This window comes from Pseudomonas sp. RSB 5.4, from assembly GCF_037126175.1.
Lineage (GTDB): Bacteria > Pseudomonadota > Gammaproteobacteria > Pseudomonadales > Pseudomonadaceae > Aquipseudomonas > Aquipseudomonas fluorescens_H.
The window spans coordinates 2,696,181-2,719,266 of the sequence record NZ_CP146986.1; the positions used below are offsets into that span (position 1 = coordinate 2,696,181).

Consider the following 23,086-nt stretch of genomic DNA (forward strand, 5'->3'; position numbering starts at 1 on the left):
ATCCCCGAACCAGTCGGGGATTTTTTATGTTCGATCAATCAGCTCGAGGGCGGATCAATCTTCGCGGTAGCGACGCAGTTTCAGTTGCTTGCCAGCGACGCGAGTGTCCTTCAGCTTGGTCAGGAGTTTGTCCAGACCATCTTCCGGCAGTTCGACGAGGCTGAAGCTGTCACGCACCTGGATGCGACCGATCGCTTCGCGGGCCAGACCACCTTCGTTGAGGATGGCGCCCAGCAGGTTCTTGGCGGCGATACCGTCACGCGCACCCAGCGCGGTACGGCAACGGGCACGACCTTCGCCCAGAGGCATTGGCGCACGACGCTCGCGGTCACCACGATCAGGACGATCACCGGAACGCTCAGGACGGTCGCCACGCGGTGCGTTGTTCGGCACCAGTGGACGTTCCTTCTCGATCGCGGCCAGGTTCAGCGCTTGACCGTTGGTAGCCTTGCGCAGCAGGGCTGCAGCCAGGGCACGCGGGGTGCAACCGATGTCAGCGGTCAGGCGATCCAGCAGTTCGCCGTGAGTCGATTCGGCATCAGCGACCAGCGGCGACAGGCTGTTGGTCAGTTTCTTGATGCGTGCATCGAGAACAGCCTGAGCGTCCGGCAGACGCACTTCGGCAACCTTCTGACCGGTTACACGCTCGATCACTTGCAGCATGCGGCGCTCACGTGGAGTCACCAGCAGCAGCGCACGACCTTCGCGACCGGCACGGCCGGTACGGCCGATACGGTGCACGTAGGATTCCGGATCGTACGGCATGTCCACGTTGAATACGTGGGTGATGCGCGGAACGTCCAGACCACGAGCAGCCACGTCGGTCGCGACAACGATGTCCAGACGGCCATCTTTCAGCGAGTCGATCACGCGCTCACGCTGGTTCTGGGCGATGTCACCGTTCAGCGCAGCGGCTTTGTAGCCTTTGGCGTCGAGGGCACTGGCCAGATCCAGGGTCGCTTGCTTGGTGCGCACGAACATGATCAGCGCGTCGAAGTCTTCCACTTCCAGCAAGCTGAGAACGGCAGAGGTCTTCTGGTCAGCGTGAACCAACAGGTGAGCCTGTTCGATCGCGGTAACGGTTTGGGTCTTGGTCTGGATCTTGACGTGTTGCGGATCGCGCAGATGGCGTTCGGCAATGGCGCGGATCGACTGCGGCAGGGTCGCCGAGAACAAAACGGTCTGACGGGTCGATGGCAGCGCCTTGAAGATGACTTCCAGGTCATCCATGAAGCCCAGTTTCAACATTTCGTCAGCTTCGTCGAGAACCAGGTGGTTCACGGTCGACAGGACTTTCTCGTCGCGACGCAGGTGGTCACACAGACGACCCGGAGTAGCGACAACAATCTGTGCGCCATTACGGATAGCCTTGAGTTGCGGGCCCATCGGTGCGCCGCCGTAAACGGCGACAACGGTGACGCCAGGCATTTGCTTGGCGTAGGTTTCAAAAGCGGTTGCTACTTGCAGCGCCAACTCTCGAGTTGGCGCCAGGATCAGGGCTTGCGGTTCGCGCTTGGCAGGATCGATGCGGTGCAGAATAGGCAGTGCGAACGCGGCGGTTTTACCGGTACCGGTTTGCGCCTGGCCAATCATGTCCTGGCCGGCCATGATGATCGGGATCGATTGCTGCTGAATCGCCGAAGGCTCTTCGTAGCCGGTCGCTGCGACGGCTGCAAGAATATTCGGGTTAAGATTAAAAGCGGCGAATCCGCCGGTTTCCTGGGTCATGGGTCTGCCTCTAAGTGCATCCGCAAAGACCCATGCTCCAAAGCTGCGCATGCCGTGTTGAGACTCAAGAGTCGCCCTGGCAGCTTTGTCGGCGGGGATTTGCGAAAACGAATGAATGAAAAAAAGAATCGTCCGGGAAGAGCCCGCAATGCGGACGTGCAGCCGAAGCTGACTTCGGGAAATTGCGCTACCTAAACGCGGCCCGGTTAAAGGCCGGCGCGCACTATACCGGATTTTGCCCGAAAAGGGAGCTTTTTTTATCGTCTGAATCGGTGTGTCACCGCTGTGTAACGGGGTTTTGCGGATAATCGTGCGAAGGTCTATTTTTCAAAGGCCCGGCCCTGCGGGTGATGACGCTTAAACGATTCACCGATGTGCGGCATACCGTCGCTGCACCCGCCCTTCCCGCCCGAGGATCTCCCCATGAATCAGCCCTGCCCCGGCCGCGTCAGCCGTGAACGTCGTGGTCATCTCCACTTGATCGGCCTCGACCGAGCCGCCAAGCGCAACGCGTTCGACCTCGATCTGCTCAATGCCCTGAGCCTGGCCTACGGTGAGTTCGAGGCAGACAGCGAGGCGCGGGTGGCCGTGGTGTTCGGGCATGGCGAGCACTTTACCGCCGGCCTGGACCTGCTCAACGCCAGCGCCGCCCTCGCCGAAGGCTGGCAGGTCCCGACCGGCGGTTGCGACCCCTGGGGTGTTTTCGTCGGACCGCGAGTGAGCAAACCGGTAATTGTTGCCGCGCAGGGTTACTGCCTGACCATCGGCATCGAGTTGATGCTGGCTGCCGATATCAACCTGTGTGCGAGCAATACGCGCTTTGCGCAAATGGAAGTGCAGCGTGGGATTTTTCCCTTTGGTGGCGCGACGTTACGTTTTCATCAGGTGGCGGGCTGGGGCAACGCGATGCGTTGGTTGCTGACCGGTGATGAGTTCGATGCCCACGATGCGTTGCGTCTGGGGCTGGTGCAGGAAGTGATGGCCAGCGAGGATTTGCTGCCACGGGCGATCGAACTGGCCGAGCGGATTGCCCGGCAGGCACCGTTGGGGGTGCAGGCGACGCTGATGTCGGCGCGCCAGGCGCGGTATGAAGGTGAGACAGCGGCAGCGCAGGGGTTGCCGGCGCTGGTGAAGAAGTTGCTGGGGAGTGAGGATGCCAAGGAGGGCGTGAGGTCGCTGGTGGAGCGGCGGCCGGGCATCTTCAAAGGGGTCTGAGAAATCTGGTGCTCTTCAGGCCCTCTTCGCGAGCAAGCCCGCTCCCACATTTGGAATGCATTTCAAGTGTGGGAGCGGGCTTGCTCGCGAAGGGGCCATCACTGACAACTCAAGTCGCCGGGCGAATCGCCTTGATCAACGATTGCAACGAATACCCCAACCGCGTCGCCAGCGCTTCGGCCCGGGCGGTCAGCGCCTGCAGGTCGAGCTCCTGATCGAGATCCGCCGGCACAATCAGAATTACGTTGCCCTCCTTCACCGGCAATTCCCAGTAATGCCGGTGATAGAGCCCGCGCAGCAACGCGGCGCCCAACGGTTTGCCATCATCGGTTGCCCATTGGTTGATGACCAGCCAGCCGCCCGGATTCAGACGCTTCTGACAGTCGCCGAGGAAACTCCAGGCCAGATGCCCGACACCCGGCCCCACGTCGGTGTAGAGGTCGACAAAGATCAGGTCAGCAGGCTCGGCCGTCGGCAGCAATTCCAGCGCATCGCCAACCCGGATGTACAAGCGCGGATCGTCATCCAGCCCCAGATACTCGATGGCCAGACGCGGCACGTCCGGGCGCAGTTCGATGGCTTCGACGTCTTCCAGCGGCAGGAACTTGAGGCAGGCCTGGGTCAGCGTGCCGGCACCGAGGCCGAGAAACAGTGCGCTCTCCGGTTGCTCATGACACAGCGCGCCAATCAGCATCGCCCGGGTGTAGTCGTATTCGAGCCAGCTCGGATCGGCGGTGAACACGCAGCTCTGTTCGATGGCATCGCCGAATTCCAGAAAGCGGTAATCGGCCACTTCCAGCACGCGAATCACGCCGAACTCATCCTGTACCTCGGCGAGCAACAGCTCGACGCGCTCCTCAGTCATTTCGTCTCCTGATGGTCACCGGGCGCGGTGACGCGATGACGCCGCTCAGGCGCCGTGGCAAAGCGGCGATTGTCGACGAGGCGCGGGACCAGGTCACGCACTAATTGCTGCTACCATGGGCGTCCCGAGCGTAGAACCGAATTAGAGACTGTGATGAGCCAACCCTGGAGCCCTGACAGCTGGCGCGCCCTGCCGATCCAGCAACAACCCCAATACCCCGACGCCGCACACCTGCGCCAGGTCGAGCAGACCCTGGCCAGTTATCCGCCGCTGGTGTTTGCCGGTGAAGCACGCGAGCTGCGCCGACAGTTTGCCGAGGTGACTCAGGGCCGGGCGTTCCTGTTGCAGGGCGGCGATTGCGCGGAAAGCTTTGCCGAGTTCTCGGCAGCGAAGATTCGCGACACCTTCAAAGTGTTGCTGCAGATGGCAATCGTCATGACCTTCGCCGCCGGTTGTCCGGTGGTCAAGGTCGGGCGCATGGCCGGTCAATTCGCCAAGCCGCGCTCGGCCAACGACGAAACCATCGACGGCGTGACCCTGCCCGCCTACCGTGGCGACATCGTCAACGGCATCGGTTTCGACGAGAAGAGCCGCGTGCCGGATCCGGAGCGCCTGCTGCAGTCCTATCACCAGTCCACCGCCACCTTGAACCTGTTGCGCGCTTTCGCCCAGGGCGGGTTTGCCGACCTGCACCAGGTGCACAAGTGGAACCTCGACTTCATCGCCAACTCGGCGCTGGCCGAAAAATACAGCCACCTCGCCGACCGCATCGATGAAACCCTGGCGTTCATGCGCGCCTGCGGCATGGACAGCTCGCCGCAACTGCGCGAAACCAGTTTCTTCACCGCCCACGAAGCGCTGCTGCTGAATTACGAAGAAGCCTTCGTGCGTCGCGACAGCCTGACCAACGATTACTACGATTGCTCAGCGCACATGCTGTGGATCGGCGACCGCACCCGTCAGCTTGACGGCGCCCACGTCGAATTCCTGCGCGGAGTGAACAACCCGATCGGCGTCAAAGTCGGCCCGAGCATGAATCCGGACGACCTGATCCGCCTGATCGACGTGCTCAACCCGGACAACGATCCGGGCCGCCTGAACCTGATCGCACGGATGGGCGCGAACAAGGTCGGCGATCATCTCCCGGCGCTGATTCGCGCGGTGCAGCGTGAGGGCAAGCAGGTGCTGTGGAGTTCCGACCCGATGCACGGCAACACCATCAAGGCCAGCAGCGGCTACAAGACCCGCGACTTCGCACAGATCCTTGGCGAGGTGAAGCAGTTCTTCCAGGTGCACGAAGCCGAAGGCAGCTACGCGGGCGGGATTCACATCGAGATGACCGGGCAGAATGTCACCGAGTGCATCGGTGGTGCGCGGCCGATCACGGAAGACGGGCTGTCGGATCGTTATCACACCCATTGCGACCCGCGGATGAATGCCGATCAGTCGCTGGAACTGGCGTTTTTGATTGCGGAAACCCTGAAGCAGGTTCGGCGTTGAATCAGTCAGGTTTCTAGCGTCTGAGAGGCAGCCTTCGCGAGCAAGCCCGCTCCCACACTGGATTTGTGAACGGCACAGAACCAATGTGGGAGCGGGCTTGCTCGCGAAGGGGCCAGCTCAGTCACTACAGATTTCAGCCAATGCCACCCGCAATCGCCCTGCACTCTCGCGCTGACAATTAAGCTGCACCCGCGCAAGCCCCAGCCAATCGGCCATCTGCCGCAAATTCAGCGCCAGCGCCAACATCCCCTGATCATCCAGCCCCGGCTCTTCCTCGTGCACCGCATGCACCGCCAACCGCCCCGACGCCCGCTCGGCGCGCAGATCGACCCGCGCAGCAATCCGCTCGTTGTGCAGGAACGGCAATACGTAATAGCCGAAGACCCGCTTGTCCTGCGGCGTATAAATTTCCAGCCGATAGCGGAAATCAAACAGTCGCTCGGTACGACTGCGCTCCCAGATCAGCGAATCGAACGGCGACAACAGCGCACTGGCGACGACTTTACGCGGGACTTTCGGCTGCGGCAGACAGTAGGCGATCTGTCGCCAGCCGGCGACTTCGCAGGTTTGCAACTGCCCGTCCTCGACCAGCTCCGCCAGACGCGGTCGCGCATCGGCCGGGTTCAAACGGAAGTAATCGCGCAGATCCTTTTCCGTGCCGACGCCGAGTGCCTGGGCCGCGTGCAGCAGAAGACCACGCTGGCCCTCGGCTTCATCCGGCAACGGCTGCTGCAGAATCGGCGCAGGGATGACCCGCTCCGGCAAATCATACAATCGCTCAAAACCGCGGCGCCCGGCCACGGTCACTTCGCCGGCGGCGAACAACCATTCCAGTGCATGCTTTTCCGCGCTCCAGTCCCACCACTGACCGGCCTTGTCCTCGCGGGTCGAAAGGCTGCCAGCGCCCAACGCGCCCTGCGCTTCAACCGAAGCCATAACCCGACGAATCGTGTCTTGTTGCTCGCGTCCGAACTTCGCCAATTGTTGATAGATGTCCTCGCCACGTTTCGCGCGCTGCATCCGCCACCCCAGCAAGGGATACATCGCCAGCGGCAGCAACGATGCTTCGTGGCCCCAGTATTCGAACAGCGTGCGACGGCGCCCCGAACTCCAGGCGGCCTGGTCGAGCAGAGTGGATGGATATGAACCCAAACGAGAAAACAGCGGCAAGTAGTGCGAGCGCACCACCGCGTTGACGGAGTCGATCTGCAACAGCCCCAGCCGTTCAATCAGCCGGTTGACGTGCGGCGCCTTGACGGTCAGCGGCTGGCGCCCGTTGAACCCTTGGGCAGCCAGCGCCAGACGTCGCGCCTGTTTGAGGGAAAAGGCCAGAGTCGCGGGCATGAACATCTCCTTGTCTGCTCGCAACCTACCTCAGTCAAAAGGGGTTTGTGTAGCGATACCCTCATCATTTATGCATCGGATCGTCCCAGAACGGCCGGATGGCCTCGTGCTCAACGTCAGCCCGGCTGACCCCGATGTCCTTCAACGCTTCGTCACTCAGACTGGCGAGCAACTCACGTTCACGGTGCAATTCGTACCAGCGGCTAAACTTGTGCAGCAGATCCGAGATCAGGTGCACTGGCACTCTTTCATCACTGACATAGACTTTTTGACCTTTCATCGTGTTGCCCTCCATGTGGGATGACTAAAGTCTCGCCCCGGAGCTAAGATCAATCCAACGAATGTTTCTGATGCCATGCATCTCGGAGATTGATGAATTGTCGGCCTATCCCAGTATCGATACCGATGTCCTGCGCACCTTCGTCGCAATCGCCGACCAGGGCGGTTTCACCCGCGCTGGCGAAATGGTCAACCGCACGCAATCGGCCGTGAGCATGCAGATGAAGCGTCTGGAAGAAGACGTTCTGCAACGCCAGCTGTTCGAGCGCGATGGCCGCCAGGTACGCCTGACCGCCGAAGGTCAGGTGCTGCTCGGCTATGCGCGGCGCATCCTGAAATTGCACAGCGAAGTGTTCAACACCCTGCGTGAGCCACACATGGTCGGCACCGTGCGCATCGGTACGCCGGACGATTACGTGATGCGGTTTCTGCCGGGAATCCTGTCGCGGTTCGCCCAGTTCTATCCGCTGATTCAGATCGAAGTGCACTGCGAGTCCAGCAAACAGCTGTTGCAGCGCACCGATCTGGATTTGTCGATCGTCACCCGCGAGCCGGGCAACGAGATCGGCCAGTTGCTGCGCAAGGAGCGATTCGTCTGGGCTGAAGCGCAAAACTTCAGCGCCCACGAGCAGACGCCGCTGCCACTGGCGATGTTCAACAGTGATTGTTTCTGCCGCTTGTGGGCGTGCAATGCGCTGGACGCGATGGGCCGCGACTACCGCATCGCCTACAACAGCACCAGCCTGTCGGCGCTGATGGCGGTGGTGAGCGCGGGTCTGGCGATCACCGCGCAACTGGAGAGCCTGATCACCCCGGACATGCGCATTCTCGGCGCCGCCGAAGATTTGCCGCTGCTGCCCGAGGCCAGCATCATGCTGATCCGCAACCTGAACAATCCGTCGCCGATCACCGAATGCCTGGCCGAGCACATCGTCGAAGGCTTCAAACTTTAAAGGCGAGCATCACCGCACACAGCACCAGAAAACCACAGAACAGCCCGCGCAAGAGCCTTTCCGGCATCGCGTGGGCGATTTTCACGCCCCAACTGATGCTGGCCAGACCGCCGATGGCCAGCGGCAGACCGATCATCCAGTCCACTTCGTGATGCACCGCGTACGTCACCAGCGTCACGCCGGTGCTCGGCAATGCGAGCGCCAGCGACAAGCCTTGGGCAACCACTTGCGTGGTGCCGAACAGACTGGTCAGCACGGGCGTCGCCACCACGGCCCCGCCGACGCCGAACAAGCCACCCATGGTCCCCGACGCTGCGCCGAGCACACCCAGCCATGGCCATGAGTAACGCATCTCGGAGGTCACCGCAGTTTTTTTGCCGAACATCTTCAGCAGGTTGTACGCCGAGAGCACCACAAGGAACGCGACGAAGCCGATGCGCATGGTTTGCGCATCGATGCCCACCGCCCAGATCGAGCCGATCCACGCAAAGCAGAAGCCCATGACCGCCAGCGGCAGCGCATGGCGCAGTTCGATGCGATTGCGCTGGTGATAGCGCCACAGCGCCAGCATCACGTTAGGCACCACCATCACCAGCGCCGTGCCTTGGGCAATCTGTTGATCCAGGCCGAACCACACACCCAGCAGCGGAATGGCGATCAAACCACCGCCGATGCCAAATATCCCGCCCAGTGTGCCCAGAGCCGCGCCAAACAACAGGTACAACAAAAACTCGATCACAGCGATTTCCTCATCCGTCAGGCGATTCATCCTACGCAGTACAGGCTGGCGGGGAAACGCACAGCAACGCACAATGGCTATGCCAAATTCGCACAAGCATTGAATTCTCATGAATCCCAATCAGTTGACCGATCAGCTCGGGTTATTTCTCGATGTTCTGGAAAGCGGCAGTTTTTCCGCGGTTTCCCGTCGTCATCCGCTGACGCCTTCCGCCATTGCTCGGCGCATTGATAGCCTGGAAAGCGCCGTCGGTAGCCAGTTGTTCATCCGCAGCACCCACGCTGTGCGGGCAACCCCGGCCGGGTTGGCGTTTGCCGAGCGGGCGCGACGTATCGTCAGCGAACTGCAACTGGCCCGTGCCGAAGCGGTGTCGTTGAGCAGTGCGCCGGAAGGCTTGATCCGCATTGATGCCCCCGCTGCGTTCGGTCGCCGCCATCTCGCGCCGGTCATCGCCGACTTTTTGGTGCTGTACCCGGGGCTGGATGTGCAGTTGCACCTGATCGACAGCTTCATCGACATGCACGGCTCGAATCTGGGCAAAGTTGATCTGGTGCTGCGCGCCGGGCAAATGGCCGATACGCGGCTGGTCGCCACCCCGCTGGCGAGCATGGTGCGCATCGCCTGCGCCAGCCCCGACTACCTCAAACGCCATGGCGCGCCGAGCCATCCTGCGCAGTTGGGTGAACACGACGGACTGGATTGGGAAGGCCTCGCCCCGCCCTTCGCCTGGCGCTTCGAACTGGACGGGCAAATGCAACTGCATCGCCCCTCACGAATCCGCATGAGCGCCAACAATGCCGAAGCCCTGGTGTGCGGCGCACTCGCCGGGCTGGGCATCGCGCATTTGCCGACCTGGCTGGCCAGTGAGTACCTGCTGCGCGGAGAGTTGCTGCCGCTGTTCTGCGAGACCGGCCTGCCACAACCGGAAACCACCGGTATCTATGCGCTGCGCATGGAACAGCAAACCAACTCGCGCAGCCGTTTGCTTCTGGAATACCTCAAGACCCGTTTCAGCCCGGTGCCGCCGTGGGATCTGGCGCTACAGCGAGAGCTGGGCCGGCACTAGATTCTGGATAATTATCTGGCGCATTAAACATTCGGGCGCTAGATTCAAGCCCATCATCGAACAAGGCGTTGCCATGACCACCGAACGCGACACCCCCGACAACTGCGATCACCTGCTGCTGGATAACCAGGCCTGCTTCGCCCTGCACTCCACTTCGCTGATGATGACCAAGGTCTACAAGCCACTACTGCAAGCGCTGGGGCTGACCTACCCGCAGTATCTGGCGATGATGGTGCTGTGGGAAAAGGACGGTTTGACCGTGGGCGAAATCAGCACGCGATTGCTGACCGATCCAGGCTCGCTGACGCCGTTGCTCAAGCGTCTGGAAGGCGAAGGTCTGCTCAGTCGAACCCGCAGCCGTGAAGACGAACGGGTGGTGATCGTCGAGCTGACGCCGCAGGGCCGCGCCCTTCGTGAGCAAGCCAAAAGCGTTCCGCAGTGCATCCTCGGCGCCAGTGGCTTTACCGTCGAGCGACTGCAAAACCTGCAAGCGGAACTGCAAGTGCTGCGCAGTCATCTGCAAGACAGCCTGACCGGATAACAGCGCTGCCCCCCCTTGTGGGAGTGAGCCTGCTCGCGATAGCGGTGGTTCAGTCAGCCTCCGTATTGCCTGTTCCACCGCTATCGCGAGCAGGCTCACTCCTACAAAGGATCGGTTCACCAGGAAAAATATTCTTCAGCCCCTCGCCGCCCCCCCACCACCCGCTCGAAATCTTCACTTTCAAGCTGATCGACAGTGCACTTAAAGGACCGAGATTCAGCTTTCTCAAAAAAATTATCTTGCGCACTAAACATTAGCGAGCTACATTCATCTCGCACTTACTTAGCGCGCAAACAATTAGCGCAAACAAACACACTCGACGAGGCTCACACCATGCAAACTCTCTACACCGCAATCGCAACCTCCACTGGCGGCCGTGATGGTCGTGCGATCTCCAGCGACAATATCCTCGACGTCAAACTCGCTACCCCGAAAGAACTCGGCGGTGCTGGCGGTGCAGCGACCAACCCTGAGCAACTGTTCGCTGCCGGTTACTCGGCCTGCTTCATCGGCGCACTGAAATTCGTTGCCAGCCAGACCAAACGAAAAATCCCCGACGACGCCTCGATCACCGCCCACGTCGGTATCGGCCAGATCCCTGGCGGTTTCGGTCTGGACATCGATCTGCACATCAGCCTGCCAGGCCTGGAGCAAGCGGATGCACAGAGCCTGGTCGAAGCGGCGCACCAGGTCTGCCCGTACTCCAACGCCACTCGCGGTAATGTTGAAGTACGTCTGCACACCACCGTTTGAGAACAACACCAAACCACTGTGGGAGCGGGCTTGCTCGCGAACAGGCCTGGTCAGACAACCTGTTCGTTGAATGACACACCGCATTCGCGAGCAAGCCCGCTCCCACAGGGTTCAGCGCTAAACGTGAAATCGCAGGCACAAAAAAGCCCGACTCAATGGTCGGGCTTTTTCTTTCCGCGAAAAGCAGTGCTTATTTGGCACGGCCTTTGTAGGAACCGCCTTCGCGGGTATCGATCTCGATCATGTCGCCGATTTCGATGAAGTCAGCAACCGACAGCTCGGTACCGTTCTTCAGTTTGGCAGGCTTCATCACCTTGCCGGAAGTGTCACCGCGAGCGGAACCTTCGGTGTAGTCAACCTGACGCACGATAGTGGTCGGCAGTTCTACGGAAACCAGACGCTCTTCGAAGAACACGGCTTCGCAAACGTCGGTCATGCCTTCTTCAACGAAAGGCAGAACGCTTTCGATGTCTTCGGCGTTCAGCTCGTACATGGTGTAGTCAGTGGTGTCCATGAACGTGTAGGTGTCGCCGCTGATGAAGGACAGGGTCGCTTCTTTGCGGTCGAGGATCACGTCGTCCAGCTTGTCGTCCGCACCGTAAACGGTTTCGGTCTTGTAACCGGTCAGCAGGTTCTTCAGCTTGGTCTTCATGATCGCGCTGTTACGGCCCGACTTGGTGAATTCAGCTTTCTGAACCAGCCAAGGATCGTTGTCGATACGGATCACGGTACCGGGTTTGAGTTCTTTACCAGTTTTCATTGCGAATATCCGAATTTGGATGGGATTTACAAAAATCTAGGCCGCGTATCATATCCAATTTAGGTAAAACCTTACCAGCGCCGTGGCAAGATCCGCCTGCAAGCCTTGTTCCAGACACCATGCTTCGGCGTTGTCCTGCAATTGCGACCAGTGTTTACGGGCCTCCAGCCAGTGCTCGCCAATCGGTTGTCCGGCGCTCCAGGCCCGCCACAGACCGTTGATCGCCTCGGCAGCGGCCGGTGAAAGCCCTTTGGTATAGAGCGCGAGAAAGGCGTCGAGCTTGTCGAGATGGATGTCTTCGTCCTGCTGATAGATGTGCCAGAGCATCGGTCGCCCGGCCCACTGTGCGCGGACGAACGAGTCTTCCCCACGCACCGCGTTGAAATCGCAGCACCACAGCAACTGATCGTATTGATCCTGACGGACGAACGGCAGCACCTGCACCGTCAGCGCCTGACGCACGTTCAAATCACCGATGGCCAGCGAATCGACTCCGAGCCAGCGCGCGACATCACCGAGAATCCGCCCCTCCGGCACCAGCAAATGGGTCGGTGTGCTATCGGCCGCCAGCACATCCAGCCAACTGGCCAGCCCGGCATTTTCGTAGGCAAACAAGGAGATCAGTTGCGAATCCGCTGCGCGATCGACACCCAGGCCTTGCAGGAATTGTCGCTGTGCAGCGGCATCCTGCTGAAAATGCCGACGACGCTCAAGCAGACCGCCTTCACGCAGCAAGCCGCCGGTCCCCGGCTGAAATCCGGGAAAGAAAAAGAATTTCTGTACCGACTTGTACTTCACCGACTGCAAGCCATGACAACCGGTTACCCAGTCTTCGGCGCTGAGGTAATCGAGGTTCATCCACAGTGGTGGCCGTTGCCGCTCGGCCATGGCGTCCATGTACGCCGGTGGCAACTGACAGGCAAATGCGGCGATCACCACATCGGCGGCTTCCGTTTGCGGCCAGTCGCTCGGCCAGTGCCGCACCTCGACGCCCTGCTGCGATTGCTGGGCAAGGTTGATGTCGATCTCGGGGCAGATACGTTCGAAGGCGCGCAGGTCATCGACCCACAGACGCACCGCCAGCGCATGCTCGGCCACCAGTTGGCGGGCAAGACGCCAGGTCACACCGATGTCGCCATAGTTGTCGACCACGGTGCAAAAAATATCCCAGCGGGTTTTCGGTACCGACATGCAAGACTCCCGTTGGCAAAAGGGCTGATTGTCCGCATAAATGACCTCGCGCAGAAGAGCCGACGGCGATTAATCTTCGTGCGACAATCGCGACTTGCCCGTAATCATCCGCCAGGAGGCAGCCATGCCCTATCGCCCCACCCCGCGTCGTCCCTTGCCTGTTCAGCTTAGCGCGCTGCGGCTGACCGGCAGCATTGCCCTGGGCATGTGGCTGGGCTTTCTGGCCATCGCCTTGACCTGCTGGTTGCTTTCACGCTTTGTGTTCACCGAGCAACTGGCGCCTGTCGCTCAGGCCGTGCAGCAACTGGCCAAGCCCCCGGCGGCCGTTCAGGTACAACCGGACATTCCGCCACAGAGTCCGCTGTTCGAGCAGTACGAAGAGAACCTGCGCAAGAACGAACAGCAGAATCGCCTGGATCAGGCACGCAGCAGCAGTCGCAACCAGTCAAACCCCAAGTGCCAGTTCTGGCTGCAACAGGACCAGACCGCGCCGAGCGAGAAGAGCCGCGCCAACGTTTTGCAATTCTGCGATTGATCATGAACAAGCACACCGTCCACCAACTGATCCTCGACAAACTGCGCGTCGACCTCGACATCGCCGAGCGCGCCGCGCAGACCGCTTACGAAACCGCGACCCACGAAGAGAACATCGCCGAGAACAAGTACGACACCCTTGGGCTTGAAGCCTCTTATCTGGCAGCAGGTCAGGCGAAACGCGTCGAGGAAATCCGCCAGTCACTGGCGCTGTGCCAGAACCTGACACTGCGCGCCTATGACGAAAATCGCGGCATCGAGATCGGCGCCCTGCTCGGCCTGGAGGACGAAAAGGGTCGCGAGCAATGGCTGTTTCTGGCGCCGGATGCGGCGGGCCTGAAAGTCGATGTGGTGGGTCAGCCGATTACCGTCATCACCCCGCGCTCGCCGCTGGGCAAAAGCCTGCTGGGCAAGTTCGAGGGCGATGAGGTGGAGATTCTGGTGGCGGGCACCCGGCAACAGTTCGCTGTCACCGAGGTGCTGTGAGGCAGGGACTCAGTGGACTGGCAGTTCGACGCCGTCGAACAGCTCTTCCAGTTCCTGCTTGTTGTGGCACTGGATGGCTTTGGCCATCACTTCGCGGGTCAGGTGCGGGGCGAACTTCTCGATGAAGTCGCACATGAAACCACGCAGGAAAGTACCGCGACGGAAACCGATCTTGGTAATGCTCGACTCGAACAATTCGCTGGCATCCAGCACCACCAGGTCGTTATCGAGCTTGGTGTCGACCGCCATCTTGGCGACGATGCCCACACCCAGACCCAGGCGCACGTAGGTTTTGATCACGTCGGCGTCGGCAGCGGTGAACACCACTTTCGGCGTCAGGCCGCGATGGCTGAAGGCTTCGTCGAGTTTCGAACGGCCAGTGAAACCGAACACGTATGTCACGATCGGGTATTCGGCCAGCGCTTCAAGGGTCAGCTTCGGCAGCTTGGTCAGCGGGTGGCCCTGCGGCACGACCACGCAACGGTTCCAGCGATAGCACGGCATCATCACCAGATCGCCGAACAGTTCCAGCGCTTCGGTGGCGATGGCGAAATCGACGGTGCCGTCAGCGGCCATCTCGGCGATCTGCATCGGCGAACCCTGATGCATGTGCAGCGCCACGTCCGGGTATTGCTTGATGAAATTGCTGATCACCGGCGGCAATGCATAACGCGCCTGGGTGTGGGTGGTGGCGATAGACAGGGTGCCTTTCTTCTCGTTGGAGAATTCCTGGGCAATCTGCTTGATGCTTTCGACCTTGCGCAGGATTTCCCCTGCGGTGGTGATGATGCGTTCGCCGGCCGGGGTGACGCGGGTCAAGTGCTTGCCGCTGCGGGCAAACACTTCAACGCCGAGTTCGTCTTCCAGCAGGCGGATTTGTTTACTGATACCCGGTTGCGAGGTGTAAAGGCTTTGGGCTGTAGCGGAAACGTTGAGGTCGTGGTGCGCCACTTCCCAGATGTAGCGCAATTGTTGAAGCTTCATATGTATCCCTCAAAGCAGGTAGACGCCACGGGCATCAGCGACGGTATATAACTATATTAATGGTTTGATGAATAAATCTAGAACTTTTTTATCAAAACGCCATTATTCCCGCTTCAGCGATCCTCCCGACGCCGGCGCTCCACCAACGGCACCAGATAAACCGGCACCTTGGCCAATTGCAGGACCCGGGTCGCCGTACGCCCCAAAGGCGTTTCCGCCCCGACACCGTGGCTGTGAGTGCCTACGATCAGCAAATCCACAGAGAGTTTCTCCACCTGGTCAAGAATCACCTGCGACGGATCGCCCTGCAGTACCCGTACCGCACGAATCCGCTGCAGATCCTGTTCGCCGTCCTCCCCCAATTCTTCGCGAAAACTGTCCAGCACCCGTTGTTCGATATTGGCGATGACTGTTTTCAGACCCTGACTGTGAAATTCGTTCAATGCCTGTTCGTCGAGATAGCTCTGCAACACCGATTCGGCGAACAGTCCCATAGGTTCCACTGCATGCACCACATACAAGTCGGCATTGAATGTCCGCGCCAGTGCCAAGGCATGCTGCATCACTAAAGGTGCGTACAGACCGAGGTCAGTGGCATACAGCATCGAACGAATCATATGACCTCCTCGCGTGCCAACATGGCGGAGATTGATTCAGCTTAGCAGTGCCTTGGCGAGTACGACGTGCGACGCAACGTCTTGAAGCACAGGGGCTTTAGATCGATGGTTCGTTGCTGATGCCGTGCGGTACGTGACCGGTGGCGACCACTTCGCGGGCGGCCTCGCAGTGGCCGGCCTGATCGTCGAAAAACACATCGGCAGCGAAGGCTTCGAGAAACGCCGATTTGGTCAGCCCGCCAAGGAACAGCGACTCGTCGAGGCGGATGTCCCACTCGCGCAATGTACGAATCACCCGCTCATGTGCCGGTGCCGAACGCGCGGTGACCAGCGCCGTGCGGATCGGGCAGTCGTCCTCGGGGAACTCGCGTTGCAGCGCATTGAGCGCCGCCAGAAAACCTTTGAACGGCCCACCGCGTAACGGCTCGCGCGCAGACTCACGTTCCTTGGCCTGAAACGCCAGCAGCCCGCCGGACTGATATACACGTTCGGACTCATCGGAAAACAGCACCGCGTCGCCGTCGAAGGCGATGCGCAACTCATCACTGGCGGCACGACTGGCCCCGCCGGAGAGAATCGTCGCCGCGGCAAACCCGGCGTCCAGCGCAGCGCGCACATCTTCTGCGTGCGTCGACAGGAACAAGTCACAGCCAAAAGCCTTGAGGTAGGGATAAGGACTGCGCCCACCGACGAATGCCGCCCGCGAGATATCCAGTCCATAGTGGTGAATCGAATTGAAGGCGCGCAGGCCGGTATCGGCGCTGTTGCGCGAAACCAGAATCACCTCGACCCGGGCGCGGTCGAGGCGACTGTTGAGGCTGAGGAGTTTTTCCACCAAAGGAAAGGCATCGCCGGGCGCGAGGATCTCGTCTTCGTGTTCGATCTGATATTGCCGATAGGCTTCGACGCCGCTCGCCAGGTAGACCTTGTGACTCTCGCTCAGGTCGAACAGGGCACGAGACGAAATCGCCAGCACCAGTTTGTCATCGATGTTCTTGGCCATGCCTTCCCCCACTCCCCCAGAAAACCGACTCAGGTGTTGCGTCGGTCGATGAAACTCAACGTGCGATACAGCGCTTCGATCCGCGGCAATTCGAACCCCACGGCTTTGGCCGCAGCCAGTGGCCGGGCGTAAATCGCTTCCAGTTCCAGCGGCCGCTTGTGCAGCAAATCGTGGTACATGCTCGGCCAGTAGTCGGGCATTTTCTCGGTCATCATGAACAGGTACTCGGCATAACCGGGCGGCATGTCGTGACCACAGGCCTTGGCGCCCTGCACCACTTCGGCCATCAACGCCTGAATCAGCGCGCGACTGTCCGCGTCAGCCATCAGCGGCGTGGTGCCGGCACCTAGCAGCACCGAGAGACCGTTATAGGGAATATTCCACACCAGTTTCTGCCAGCGTGCCTGTTGCAGATTGGGCATCGCCTGCGAATCGATACCGGCCGCGCGGAACAGACTGGCGCCCTCCTCGACCAGCGCCAGGCGCGCCGCGTCGCCTGCCGCCGGGCCACTGTGATAGCCGATGTTCACCGCCCCCAGCGCCTGATGGGTGATGTGCCCGGGACCTTCGCGATGCACGCAGATCAGACACAGGCCACCGAGCAGATGCAGGGAGTCGGGCAACAACTCGCGCAGGCTGTCTTCGACGTCCAGACCGTTTTGCAGCACCAGCACTTTCGCGCCGGGCCTGGCCGCGGCAATGATCGCCGGGGCCAGGCCGGTGCTGCTGGTGGTCTTGGCGCCGACCAGCAACCAGTCGCAGGCAGGCATGTCCTCGGCCTTGGCATAGGCTTGCACCGGGTTCAGCGTCAGCGTGCCATGCACGGCACTGTCCACCTGCAAACCACGTTCGGCCACTGCGGCGAATTCACTGCGCAGTAAAAAGTGTACATCGAAACCGGCCCGCGCCAGCATCAAACCGTAGAACCCGCCAATGGCACCGGTGCCGATAATCCCGATCACCGGTTTGCTGTCTGCTCCCACCATCTATGGCAACTCCTCTGCAATTCGACCCAGTGCCTGCGCCACTGCTGCGTTCAGCGCATCGGCGGTCAGGCGCGTGTGCAATGCCCCAAAGAACTCGCCGTCGCGCACTACAAACAGCGCCGGCAAATGAAAGACCTGATAGCGCTCCACCAACCCGCCGTTGTTGCCGGCATCGATCCAGCACAGGCGATCAACCGCCAGCTCGAACCCCGGCAAAACCTCTCTGGCATAGCGGCAGCTGGAACAGCCGACACTGGTGAAAATCACCAGCGAAACGCCGCTCATCGCCAGCAACCGCTGGTCGGCGTCGAAATCGGTCAGCTCGGATTCGACCACTATACTGGGGGAAACAATGTCAAATGGCCGACACAGGGAGTCTGTGCTCATGGGACGTTTCATTCCTCATCCGGACGAAGTGCCGGTTGAATTAACCTTGCTCAAGCCCGAGTGTATTTCCAGGCAACAGCTGCACACTATCAGCCTCGGCGGGATCGCTTGCAATTATCACCGCGCGTGGCGCCACGGCACGGCGCTGCAAGTGCGCATGCCGACACTCAATGCCGAGATCTGTTATCCGGGCTATGTCGCGTGGTGTTTGCGGCGCAAAAAGGGCTATCTGGTGGGGATCGCATTCACCGATGAGCAGACGCTGTTCAGTGCCCGGATGGGTGAACAGGTGTGCCAGATCGAGCGTTATTGCCGCATGAACGACGCCCATGACGACCTGCAGGATATCCAGGCGCTGGCCCTGCAATGGGTCGAACAACACGCCGACGAGTTCTCCCACGATAGCGTGCGCAAGGCTTTTGCCCAGCCAGTGCTGGATTAAAGCGGCGCTTGCCCATTGTCGAGCCGCGTCTGACGCGCTAAGGTTCGGCTCCCCGACGCGCTTAAATCTGCTGTGCTCCGCCGCGCGGGGATCGCTGGCGGCCGGCACCCGTGACCTGACGAGTAAACGATGGCTGATTTACCGATCAACGACCTAAACGTCGCCTCTAACGAGACCCTGATCACTCCCGATCAGCTCAAGCGTGATATCCCTCTGAGCGATGCTGCGCTGCGCACCGTCACCAAGGGCCGCGAAGTCATTCGCAACATTCTTGATGGCACCGACCACCGTCTGTTCGTAGTGATCGGCCCGTGCTCGATCCACGATATCAAGGCTGCCCACGAATACGCCGATCGCCTCAAGGTGCTGGCGGAGGAAGTCTCCGACACCCTTTATCTGGTCATGCGCGTGTATTTCGAGAAGCCACGGACCACCGTCGGCTGGAAAGGCCTGATCAACGATCCGTACCTGGATGACTCGTTCAAGATTCAGGACGGCCTGCACATCGGTCGCCAGTTGCTGCTGGACCTGGCCGAGAAAGGCCTGCCGACCGCCACCGAAGCCCTCGACCCGATCTCCCCGCAGTACCTGCAGGACCTGATCAGCTGGTCGGCCATCGGCGCGCGTACCACCGAATCCCAGACCCACCGTGAAATGGCTTCCGGCCTGTCTTCGGCTGTCGGCTTCAAGAACGGCACCGATGGCGGCCTGACCGTGGCGATCAACGCCCTGCAGTCGGTTTCCAGCCCGCACCGCTTCCTGGGGATCAACCAGGAAGGTGGCGTGTCGATCGTCACCACCAAGGGCAACGCCTACGGTCACGTGGTGCTGCGTGGCGGCAACGGCAAGCCGAACTACGACTCGGTCAGCGTCGCCCTGTGCGAGCAGGCGCTGAACAAGGCGAAGATCAAGCCGAACATCATGGTTGATTGCAGCCACGCCAACTCCAACAAGGACCCGGCCCTGCAACCGCTGGTGATGGAGAACGTCGCCAACCAGATCCTCGAAGGCAACCAGTCGATCATCGGCCTGATGGTCGAGAGTCACCTGAACTGGGGCTGCCAGGCCATCCCGAAAGACCTCGCCGACCTGCAATACGGCGTGTCGATCACCGATGCCTGCATCGACTGGTCCGCCACCGAGAACACCCTGCGCAGCATGCACGCCAAGCTCAAGGATGTTCTGCCGAAACGTCAGCGCAGCTGATCAGCGTTTCACAGGCATAAAAAAACGCCGGGCATTGCCCGGCGTTTTTGTGTGTAGGGGGTTTGTCAGATTTTCGCGGCGCGCTTCTGGTGGCGCTCCATGTAACGCTCGACGTAGGAGCACGACGGGATCACCGTGTAGCCCATTTCTTCGGCGTACTGCAGCGCACTTTCAGTCAGCGCGGCGGCGATGCCTCGACCACGCAGGGCATTAGGCACGAAGGTGCGATAGATATCCAGGGTCTGTTTCCCCAGATCCATATAGGTCAGGTAGGCACGATGACCGTCCACATTGGTCTCGAACTGATGACCAGCCTGGTCATGGTGGATGGACAACGCCTCGCTCATCACTACTCCTCGCGGGTCTTGAATTCTGACCCCTACCTTACCGATGTTTTTCCGGCGAAGGAACATCTACGCCACCCCGTGCCTATGGACACCGAGAAAAACCACACCGATCTCGCGCAACCGAGCACGTGATAAATAGTAGGCACCATTGGCGAAAATGCTCAAGGTGCGCTCGTCATCATGCTCGTTGACCGGGTGACTCCGATGGACGCAGCGGCGGGCGCGGGGAAGATCTTCTCGAAGCGCTCGCCGGAACATTGCCGAATGTCGAGACTTAAGACGCAGTCTCTTCTTTAAAGTCACCTCAAGAGCGACAAAGATATGTGAGGCATCATGCAAAATCGGAACAAAAGTGTAGACGAATTCATCTAGGCAGACTTGGTGCAAGACCCGGAAACAGCATCGGGCCAAGGGAACTTTTTCTCATTAACACGCTCAAGCCGGGGCTTGCAGGTGGATATTTTTATACAGCCCAGTTAAAAGTTGCTCGAAAAAGAATCAGCGCCTACAATTTTTTTTGCTTCTTGCGTTAGGTCAGTTTACTTACTACAAGTAATGGGTAGTATGTACGCCGGCTATTTCCTCAATCGGAGGAGAAAGCCACTTAATTGAAAGTCCTTGAAGGGGAACACGATGAACAACGTTCTGAAATTCTCTGCTCTGGCTCTGGCCGCAGTTCTGGCTACCGGTTGCAGCAGCGCATCGAAAGAAACCGAAGCACGTCTGACCGCTACTGAAGACGCAGCTGCTCGCTCCCAGGCTCGTGCAGACGAAGCTTACCGTAAAGCTGATGAAGCTCTGGCTGCTGCTCAAAAAGCACAACAGACTGCTGACGAAGCTAACGAGCGTGCTCTGCGCATGCTGGACAAAGCTAGCCGCAAGTAATAATCCCTCGGGATTGTTATCAAGCCGACCCATTTTTTGGGTCGGCTTTTTTATGACCGGTACTTTTGTCCGGGCAATAAAAAACCCGCCGACGCTTCACGCATCGGCGGGTCTGGATCGAACTTACTGCTGCAGGTCGATCGGTGTGCTCGAAACCATCGGCGCTGCCGCACCCGGCGTACCGATTTCGGTAGGCAAGCCGTCTTCCGCCGCGACTACATCGCGCACCACATCCCAATTCACCCGCACGTTATTGGCAATATCCTCACGCTTGAGCATCGCATTGATGACTGCCGTGTGCTTGTCGACCACCGACGGGTTGCCCTTGTCATCGATCGGCGTGTGCGCTTCCAGATACACCTTGCCGCCACTGCGACCGAACTTGTACGCGTCGTTGAGAATGCGCACCGAGGTACCGACCGGCACCATTGCAGCCATTTCCAGCACGTTGTTGTTGAACATGCGGAAGCAACCATGGCTGGTGCGCATGCCGATACCGAACTTCTTGTTCGAACCGTGGATCAGGTAACCCGGCGTGCCGAGACTGAACTTGAACGGACCCAGCGGGTTGTCAGGACCGGCCGGCACTACGTTCGGCAGCGGATCACCATCTGCAGCGTGCTCGGCCTTGATCGACGCCGGAGGCGTCCAGGTCGGGTTCGGTGTCTTCGCGGTGATGGTGGTATGCGCGATCGGCGACCCCCAACCTTCACGCCCGATCCCCAGCGGAAAGGTGTACACCACGTTCCGGCCTTTCGGGTAGTAGTAGAGGCGGTACTCGGCGAGGTTGATCACGATGCCTTCACGCGGACCCGGCGGCAGAATGAAGCGGGTCGGCAGGACGATTTCGGTGCCGGCGCCCGGCAGCCAGGCATCAACGCCCGGGTTGGCCGCGACCATTTCCGAATAACCCAGATCGTAGGTGGTGCCCAGGTCAGCGAAGGTATCTTCGTACTTGGCCTTGATCACCTGCACCTGGCCGATGATGTCCTCACCGGGTGGTGGCAGGGGAAACTCCAATGCAGCAACGGGACCGGCCACACACAGGGCGGCAAGTGACAGGCAGCGGGTGACGGCAGGAAAGCGCGGCAACATCCGGAAAATCCTTCGCATGATCAACAAGGGTATAAGAGCGCGATTGTACACCGCGCCCAAGGCATTCGGGGAGACCACCCTGCTGCAGGCGACAAGGTGCTTTGGGTGAGAGCGGGCTTGCTCGCGAATGCGGCGTGTCAGGCAAGGCATTCGTTGAATGAGACACCGCATTCGCGAGCAAGCCCGCTCCCACAAGGGATTTCTGACCGGGCAGATCAGAGCTCGAAACGCAACTCAGGCCAGATCGGCGAGGTGCCGCGTTTCTGCGACTCAAGAATCGCCCGGCACAACGAACACAGGCGCTGATCCTGGAACACTCGGCGATCCACACTCGACCAGCGCGGTTGTGCCGGCAGCAGACTGCCACACAACGTGCGGTCTGCCGAGCCACCGAGTTCCAGTTGACGGGTCACCAGATGCACCCGCACTTCCTGGCAGGCGAACAGATCCAGCTGTTCGTCAGGCTCGATCAGTTGGTAGGCAAACAGGGACCAGGCAGGACGCGGCATCGGGGGCTCCAAATAAGGGGGCGCCACATTAGCCGAAAGCCTGCCACTAGAAAAGCCTCATAACAGCGGTTTTAGCGTCGGCCAGACATTTTCCAGCAACTTGCCCTGAGCCCCGGCTGCCGGGTGCAGACCATCGGCCTGCATCAGATCGGGATGCCCGCCCACGCCGTCGAGGAAAAACGGCACCAGCGGGATCTTTTTCTCGTCCGCAACGTTGCCATAGACCTCGGCGAAGGCATCGGTGTAACGCTTGCCGTAGTTGGGCGGTAATTGCATGCCCAGCAGCAGCACCTTGGCGCCGCTCTGACGCGAGCTGTCGATCATCGCCGCAAGGTTTTGTTGCAATTGCGTTGGCGGCATTCCGCGCAGGCCATCATTGCCCCCAAGCTCGAGGATCACCAGTGCCGGCTTGTGCTCTGCAAGCAGCGCCGGCAGGCGTGCCTGGCCTCCGGCACTGGTGTCGCCACTGATGGAGGCATTGACCACTTTGTCGTCAAAACCCTCCTGTTTGAGCCGTTGCTCGAGCAGCGATACCCACCCCAGGCGGGTATCCAGTCCGAAACCGGCGCTGATACTATCGCCAACGATCAGGACAGTACCCGCCGCTGCGTTCTGGGCCATGCACATCAAGGCCAGGCCAGCACTCAAAAACCAAACACGCATCGGATTCT

Annotated in this window: 27 protein-coding genes; 11 read left to right on the forward strand and 16 right to left on the reverse strand. The window is 60.1% G+C overall.

Features of this window, described 5'->3' with window-relative positions; all coding sequences use genetic code 11:
- Positions 1-54 precede the first annotated feature (54 nt).
- Positions 55-1,728, reverse strand: a complete 1,674-nt coding sequence (locus V9L13_RS12040; protein ID WP_003226768.1) for a DEAD/DEAH box helicase — start codon at positions 1,726-1,728, stop codon at positions 55-57.
- Between the two features lie 423 nt (positions 1,729-2,151).
- On the opposite strand from V9L13_RS12040, the gene V9L13_RS12045 reads away from it, so the two are divergent.
- Entirely contained in the window at positions 2,152-2,943 is a 792-nt protein-coding gene (locus V9L13_RS12045; RefSeq protein WP_338802613.1) for a crotonase/enoyl-CoA hydratase family protein, read from the forward strand.
- Positions 2,944-3,052: 109 nt separating this feature from the next.
- On the opposite strand, the gene V9L13_RS12050 is transcribed toward V9L13_RS12045, so the two are convergent.
- Entirely contained in the window at positions 3,053-3,808 is a 756-nt protein-coding gene (locus tag V9L13_RS12050; RefSeq protein ID WP_338802614.1) for a spermidine synthase, read from the reverse strand.
- A gap of 153 nt (positions 3,809-3,961) precedes the next feature.
- On the opposite strand from V9L13_RS12050, the gene V9L13_RS12055 reads away from it, so the two are divergent.
- Positions 3,962-5,308 (forward strand): 3-deoxy-7-phosphoheptulonate synthase class II, encoded by a 1,347-nt coding sequence (locus V9L13_RS12055; RefSeq protein WP_003226774.1) that lies wholly within the window; start codon positions 3,962-3,964, stop codon positions 5,306-5,308.
- 117 nt (positions 5,309-5,425) lie between these two features.
- On the opposite strand, the gene V9L13_RS12060 is transcribed toward V9L13_RS12055, so the two are convergent.
- Positions 5,426-6,652, reverse strand: a complete 1,227-nt coding sequence (locus tag V9L13_RS12060; protein ID WP_338802615.1) for a winged helix-turn-helix domain-containing protein — start codon at positions 6,650-6,652, stop codon at positions 5,426-5,428.
- Positions 6,653-6,716: 64 nt separating this feature from the next.
- The gene (locus V9L13_RS12065) at positions 6,717-6,932 is read right to left on the reverse strand and encodes a DUF1127 domain-containing protein (protein WP_003226778.1); all 216 of its coding nucleotides are present in this window, start codon (positions 6,930-6,932) and stop codon (positions 6,717-6,719) included.
- 97 nt (positions 6,933-7,029) lie between these two features.
- Here V9L13_RS12065 and V9L13_RS12070 point away from each other — a divergent pair, with 97 nt between their 5' ends.
- The gene (locus V9L13_RS12070) at positions 7,030-7,884 is read left to right on the forward strand and encodes a LysR substrate-binding domain-containing protein (protein WP_025113145.1); all 855 of its coding nucleotides are present in this window, start codon (positions 7,030-7,032) and stop codon (positions 7,882-7,884) included.
- On the opposite strand, the gene V9L13_RS12075 is transcribed toward V9L13_RS12070, so the two are convergent.
- Entirely contained in the window at positions 7,874-8,623 is a 750-nt protein-coding gene (locus tag V9L13_RS12075; RefSeq protein WP_338802616.1) for a sulfite exporter TauE/SafE family protein, read from the reverse strand. The two genes, V9L13_RS12070 and V9L13_RS12075, sit on opposite strands and share 11 nt — an antisense overlap.
- A gap of 109 nt (positions 8,624-8,732) precedes the next feature.
- On the opposite strand from V9L13_RS12075, the gene V9L13_RS12080 reads away from it, so the two are divergent.
- The 3 genes from V9L13_RS12080 (at position 8,733) to V9L13_RS12090 (ending at position 10,983) form a co-directional block, all read left to right on the forward strand.
- Complete coding sequence (locus V9L13_RS12080) at positions 8,733-9,689, forward strand: LysR family transcriptional regulator (protein ID WP_338802617.1); 957 nt, start codon at positions 8,733-8,735, stop codon at positions 9,687-9,689.
- A 73-nt stretch (positions 9,690-9,762) separates the two neighbouring features.
- Positions 9,763-10,230, forward strand: a complete 468-nt coding sequence (locus V9L13_RS12085) for a MarR family transcriptional regulator (RefSeq protein ID WP_338802618.1) — start codon at positions 9,763-9,765, stop codon at positions 10,228-10,230.
- A gap of 333 nt (positions 10,231-10,563) precedes the next feature.
- Positions 10,564-10,983 carry an organic hydroperoxide resistance protein gene (locus tag V9L13_RS12090; RefSeq protein WP_003226782.1) on the forward strand — a complete coding sequence of 140 codons (420 nt, stop codon included), beginning with the start codon at positions 10,564-10,566 and terminating at the stop codon, positions 10,981-10,983.
- Between the two features lie 190 nt (positions 10,984-11,173).
- On the opposite strand, the gene V9L13_RS12095 is transcribed toward V9L13_RS12090, so the two are convergent.
- Both V9L13_RS12095 and earP read right to left on the reverse strand, forming a co-directional pair.
- Positions 11,174-11,743: an elongation factor P gene (locus V9L13_RS12095; protein ID WP_003226785.1), complete on the reverse strand. Its 570-nt coding sequence runs from the start codon at positions 11,741-11,743 to the stop codon at positions 11,174-11,176.
- 48 nt (positions 11,744-11,791) lie between these two features.
- Positions 11,792-12,934: an elongation factor P maturation arginine rhamnosyltransferase EarP gene (gene earP / locus V9L13_RS12100; RefSeq protein WP_338802619.1), complete on the reverse strand. Its 1,143-nt coding sequence runs from the start codon at positions 12,932-12,934 to the stop codon at positions 11,792-11,794.
- A gap of 124 nt (positions 12,935-13,058) precedes the next feature.
- Here earP and V9L13_RS12105 point away from each other — a divergent pair, with 124 nt between their 5' ends.
- Both V9L13_RS12105 and V9L13_RS12110 read left to right on the forward strand, forming a co-directional pair.
- Positions 13,059-13,469 (forward strand): hypothetical protein, encoded by a 411-nt coding sequence (locus V9L13_RS12105; RefSeq protein ID WP_103483834.1) that lies wholly within the window; start codon positions 13,059-13,061, stop codon positions 13,467-13,469.
- 2 nt (positions 13,470-13,471) lie between these two features.
- Entirely contained in the window at positions 13,472-13,954 is a 483-nt protein-coding gene (locus V9L13_RS12110) for a GreA/GreB family elongation factor (RefSeq protein ID WP_003226791.1), read from the forward strand.
- A 9-nt stretch (positions 13,955-13,963) separates the two neighbouring features.
- Here V9L13_RS12110 and cysB read toward each other — a convergent pair whose 3' ends face one another.
- The 5 genes from cysB to V9L13_RS12135 all read right to left on the reverse strand — a co-directional run bounded on the left by cysB (position 13,964) and on the right by V9L13_RS12135 (position 17,931).
- Positions 13,964-14,938, reverse strand: coding sequence for an HTH-type transcriptional regulator CysB (gene cysB / locus V9L13_RS12115; protein WP_007908591.1), 975 nt, complete (start codon positions 14,936-14,938; stop codon positions 13,964-13,966).
- A gap of 113 nt (positions 14,939-15,051) precedes the next feature.
- Entirely contained in the window at positions 15,052-15,555 is a 504-nt protein-coding gene (locus tag V9L13_RS12120; RefSeq protein WP_003226793.1) for a universal stress protein, read from the reverse strand.
- Between the two features lie 97 nt (positions 15,556-15,652).
- The gene (locus V9L13_RS12125; RefSeq protein ID WP_103483836.1) at positions 15,653-16,558 is read right to left on the reverse strand and encodes a 5'-nucleotidase; all 906 of its coding nucleotides are present in this window, start codon (positions 16,556-16,558) and stop codon (positions 15,653-15,655) included.
- Positions 16,559-16,587: 29 nt separating this feature from the next.
- Complete coding sequence (locus V9L13_RS12130; RefSeq protein WP_338802621.1) at positions 16,588-17,544, reverse strand: putative 2-dehydropantoate 2-reductase; 957 nt, start codon at positions 17,542-17,544, stop codon at positions 16,588-16,590.
- Positions 17,545-17,931: a thioredoxin family protein gene (locus V9L13_RS12135; RefSeq protein WP_051018104.1), complete on the reverse strand. Its 387-nt coding sequence runs from the start codon at positions 17,929-17,931 to the stop codon at positions 17,545-17,547.
- Between V9L13_RS12135 and V9L13_RS12140 the strand changes: the two genes are divergently transcribed.
- Together V9L13_RS12140 and V9L13_RS12145 are read left to right on the forward strand one after the other, a co-directional pair.
- Positions 17,930-18,373, forward strand: coding sequence for a PilZ domain-containing protein (locus V9L13_RS12140; protein ID WP_338802622.1), 444 nt, complete (start codon positions 17,930-17,932; stop codon positions 18,371-18,373). The genes V9L13_RS12135 and V9L13_RS12140 overlap by 2 nt on opposite strands.
- 129 nt (positions 18,374-18,502) lie before the next feature.
- On the forward strand, positions 18,503-19,579 hold the full coding sequence (locus V9L13_RS12145) for a 3-deoxy-7-phosphoheptulonate synthase (RefSeq protein ID WP_003226802.1): 1,077 nt from the start codon (positions 18,503-18,505) through the stop codon (positions 19,577-19,579).
- Between the two features lie 65 nt (positions 19,580-19,644).
- Here the strand turns inward: V9L13_RS12145 and V9L13_RS12150 are convergent, their stop codons facing one another.
- A complete protein-coding gene (locus tag V9L13_RS12150; protein ID WP_025113131.1) occupies positions 19,645-19,926 on the reverse strand; it encodes a GNAT family N-acetyltransferase in 282 nt (93 codons plus the stop codon).
- Between the two features lie 633 nt (positions 19,927-20,559).
- Here V9L13_RS12150 and oprI point away from each other — a divergent pair.
- A complete protein-coding gene (oprI, locus tag V9L13_RS12155; protein WP_003199355.1) occupies positions 20,560-20,811 on the forward strand; it encodes an outer membrane lipoprotei OprI in 252 nt (83 codons plus the stop codon).
- A 123-nt stretch (positions 20,812-20,934) separates the two neighbouring features.
- Here oprI and V9L13_RS12160 read toward each other — a convergent pair whose 3' ends face one another.
- From V9L13_RS12160 to V9L13_RS12170, 3 genes are all read right to left on the reverse strand, one after another.
- Positions 20,935-21,906 carry a L,D-transpeptidase family protein gene (locus V9L13_RS12160; RefSeq protein WP_003226806.1) on the reverse strand — a complete coding sequence of 324 codons (972 nt, stop codon included), beginning with the start codon at positions 21,904-21,906 and terminating at the stop codon, positions 20,935-20,937.
- Positions 21,907-22,121: 215 nt separating this feature from the next.
- On the reverse strand, positions 22,122-22,415 hold the full coding sequence (locus tag V9L13_RS12165; protein ID WP_003226812.1) for a hypothetical protein: 294 nt from the start codon (positions 22,413-22,415) through the stop codon (positions 22,122-22,124).
- 57 nt (positions 22,416-22,472) lie between these two features.
- Positions 22,473-23,078 carry an arylesterase gene (locus V9L13_RS12170; protein WP_226499716.1) on the reverse strand — a complete coding sequence of 202 codons (606 nt, stop codon included), beginning with the start codon at positions 23,076-23,078 and terminating at the stop codon, positions 22,473-22,475.
- Between the last annotated feature and the right edge of the window lie 8 nt (positions 23,079-23,086).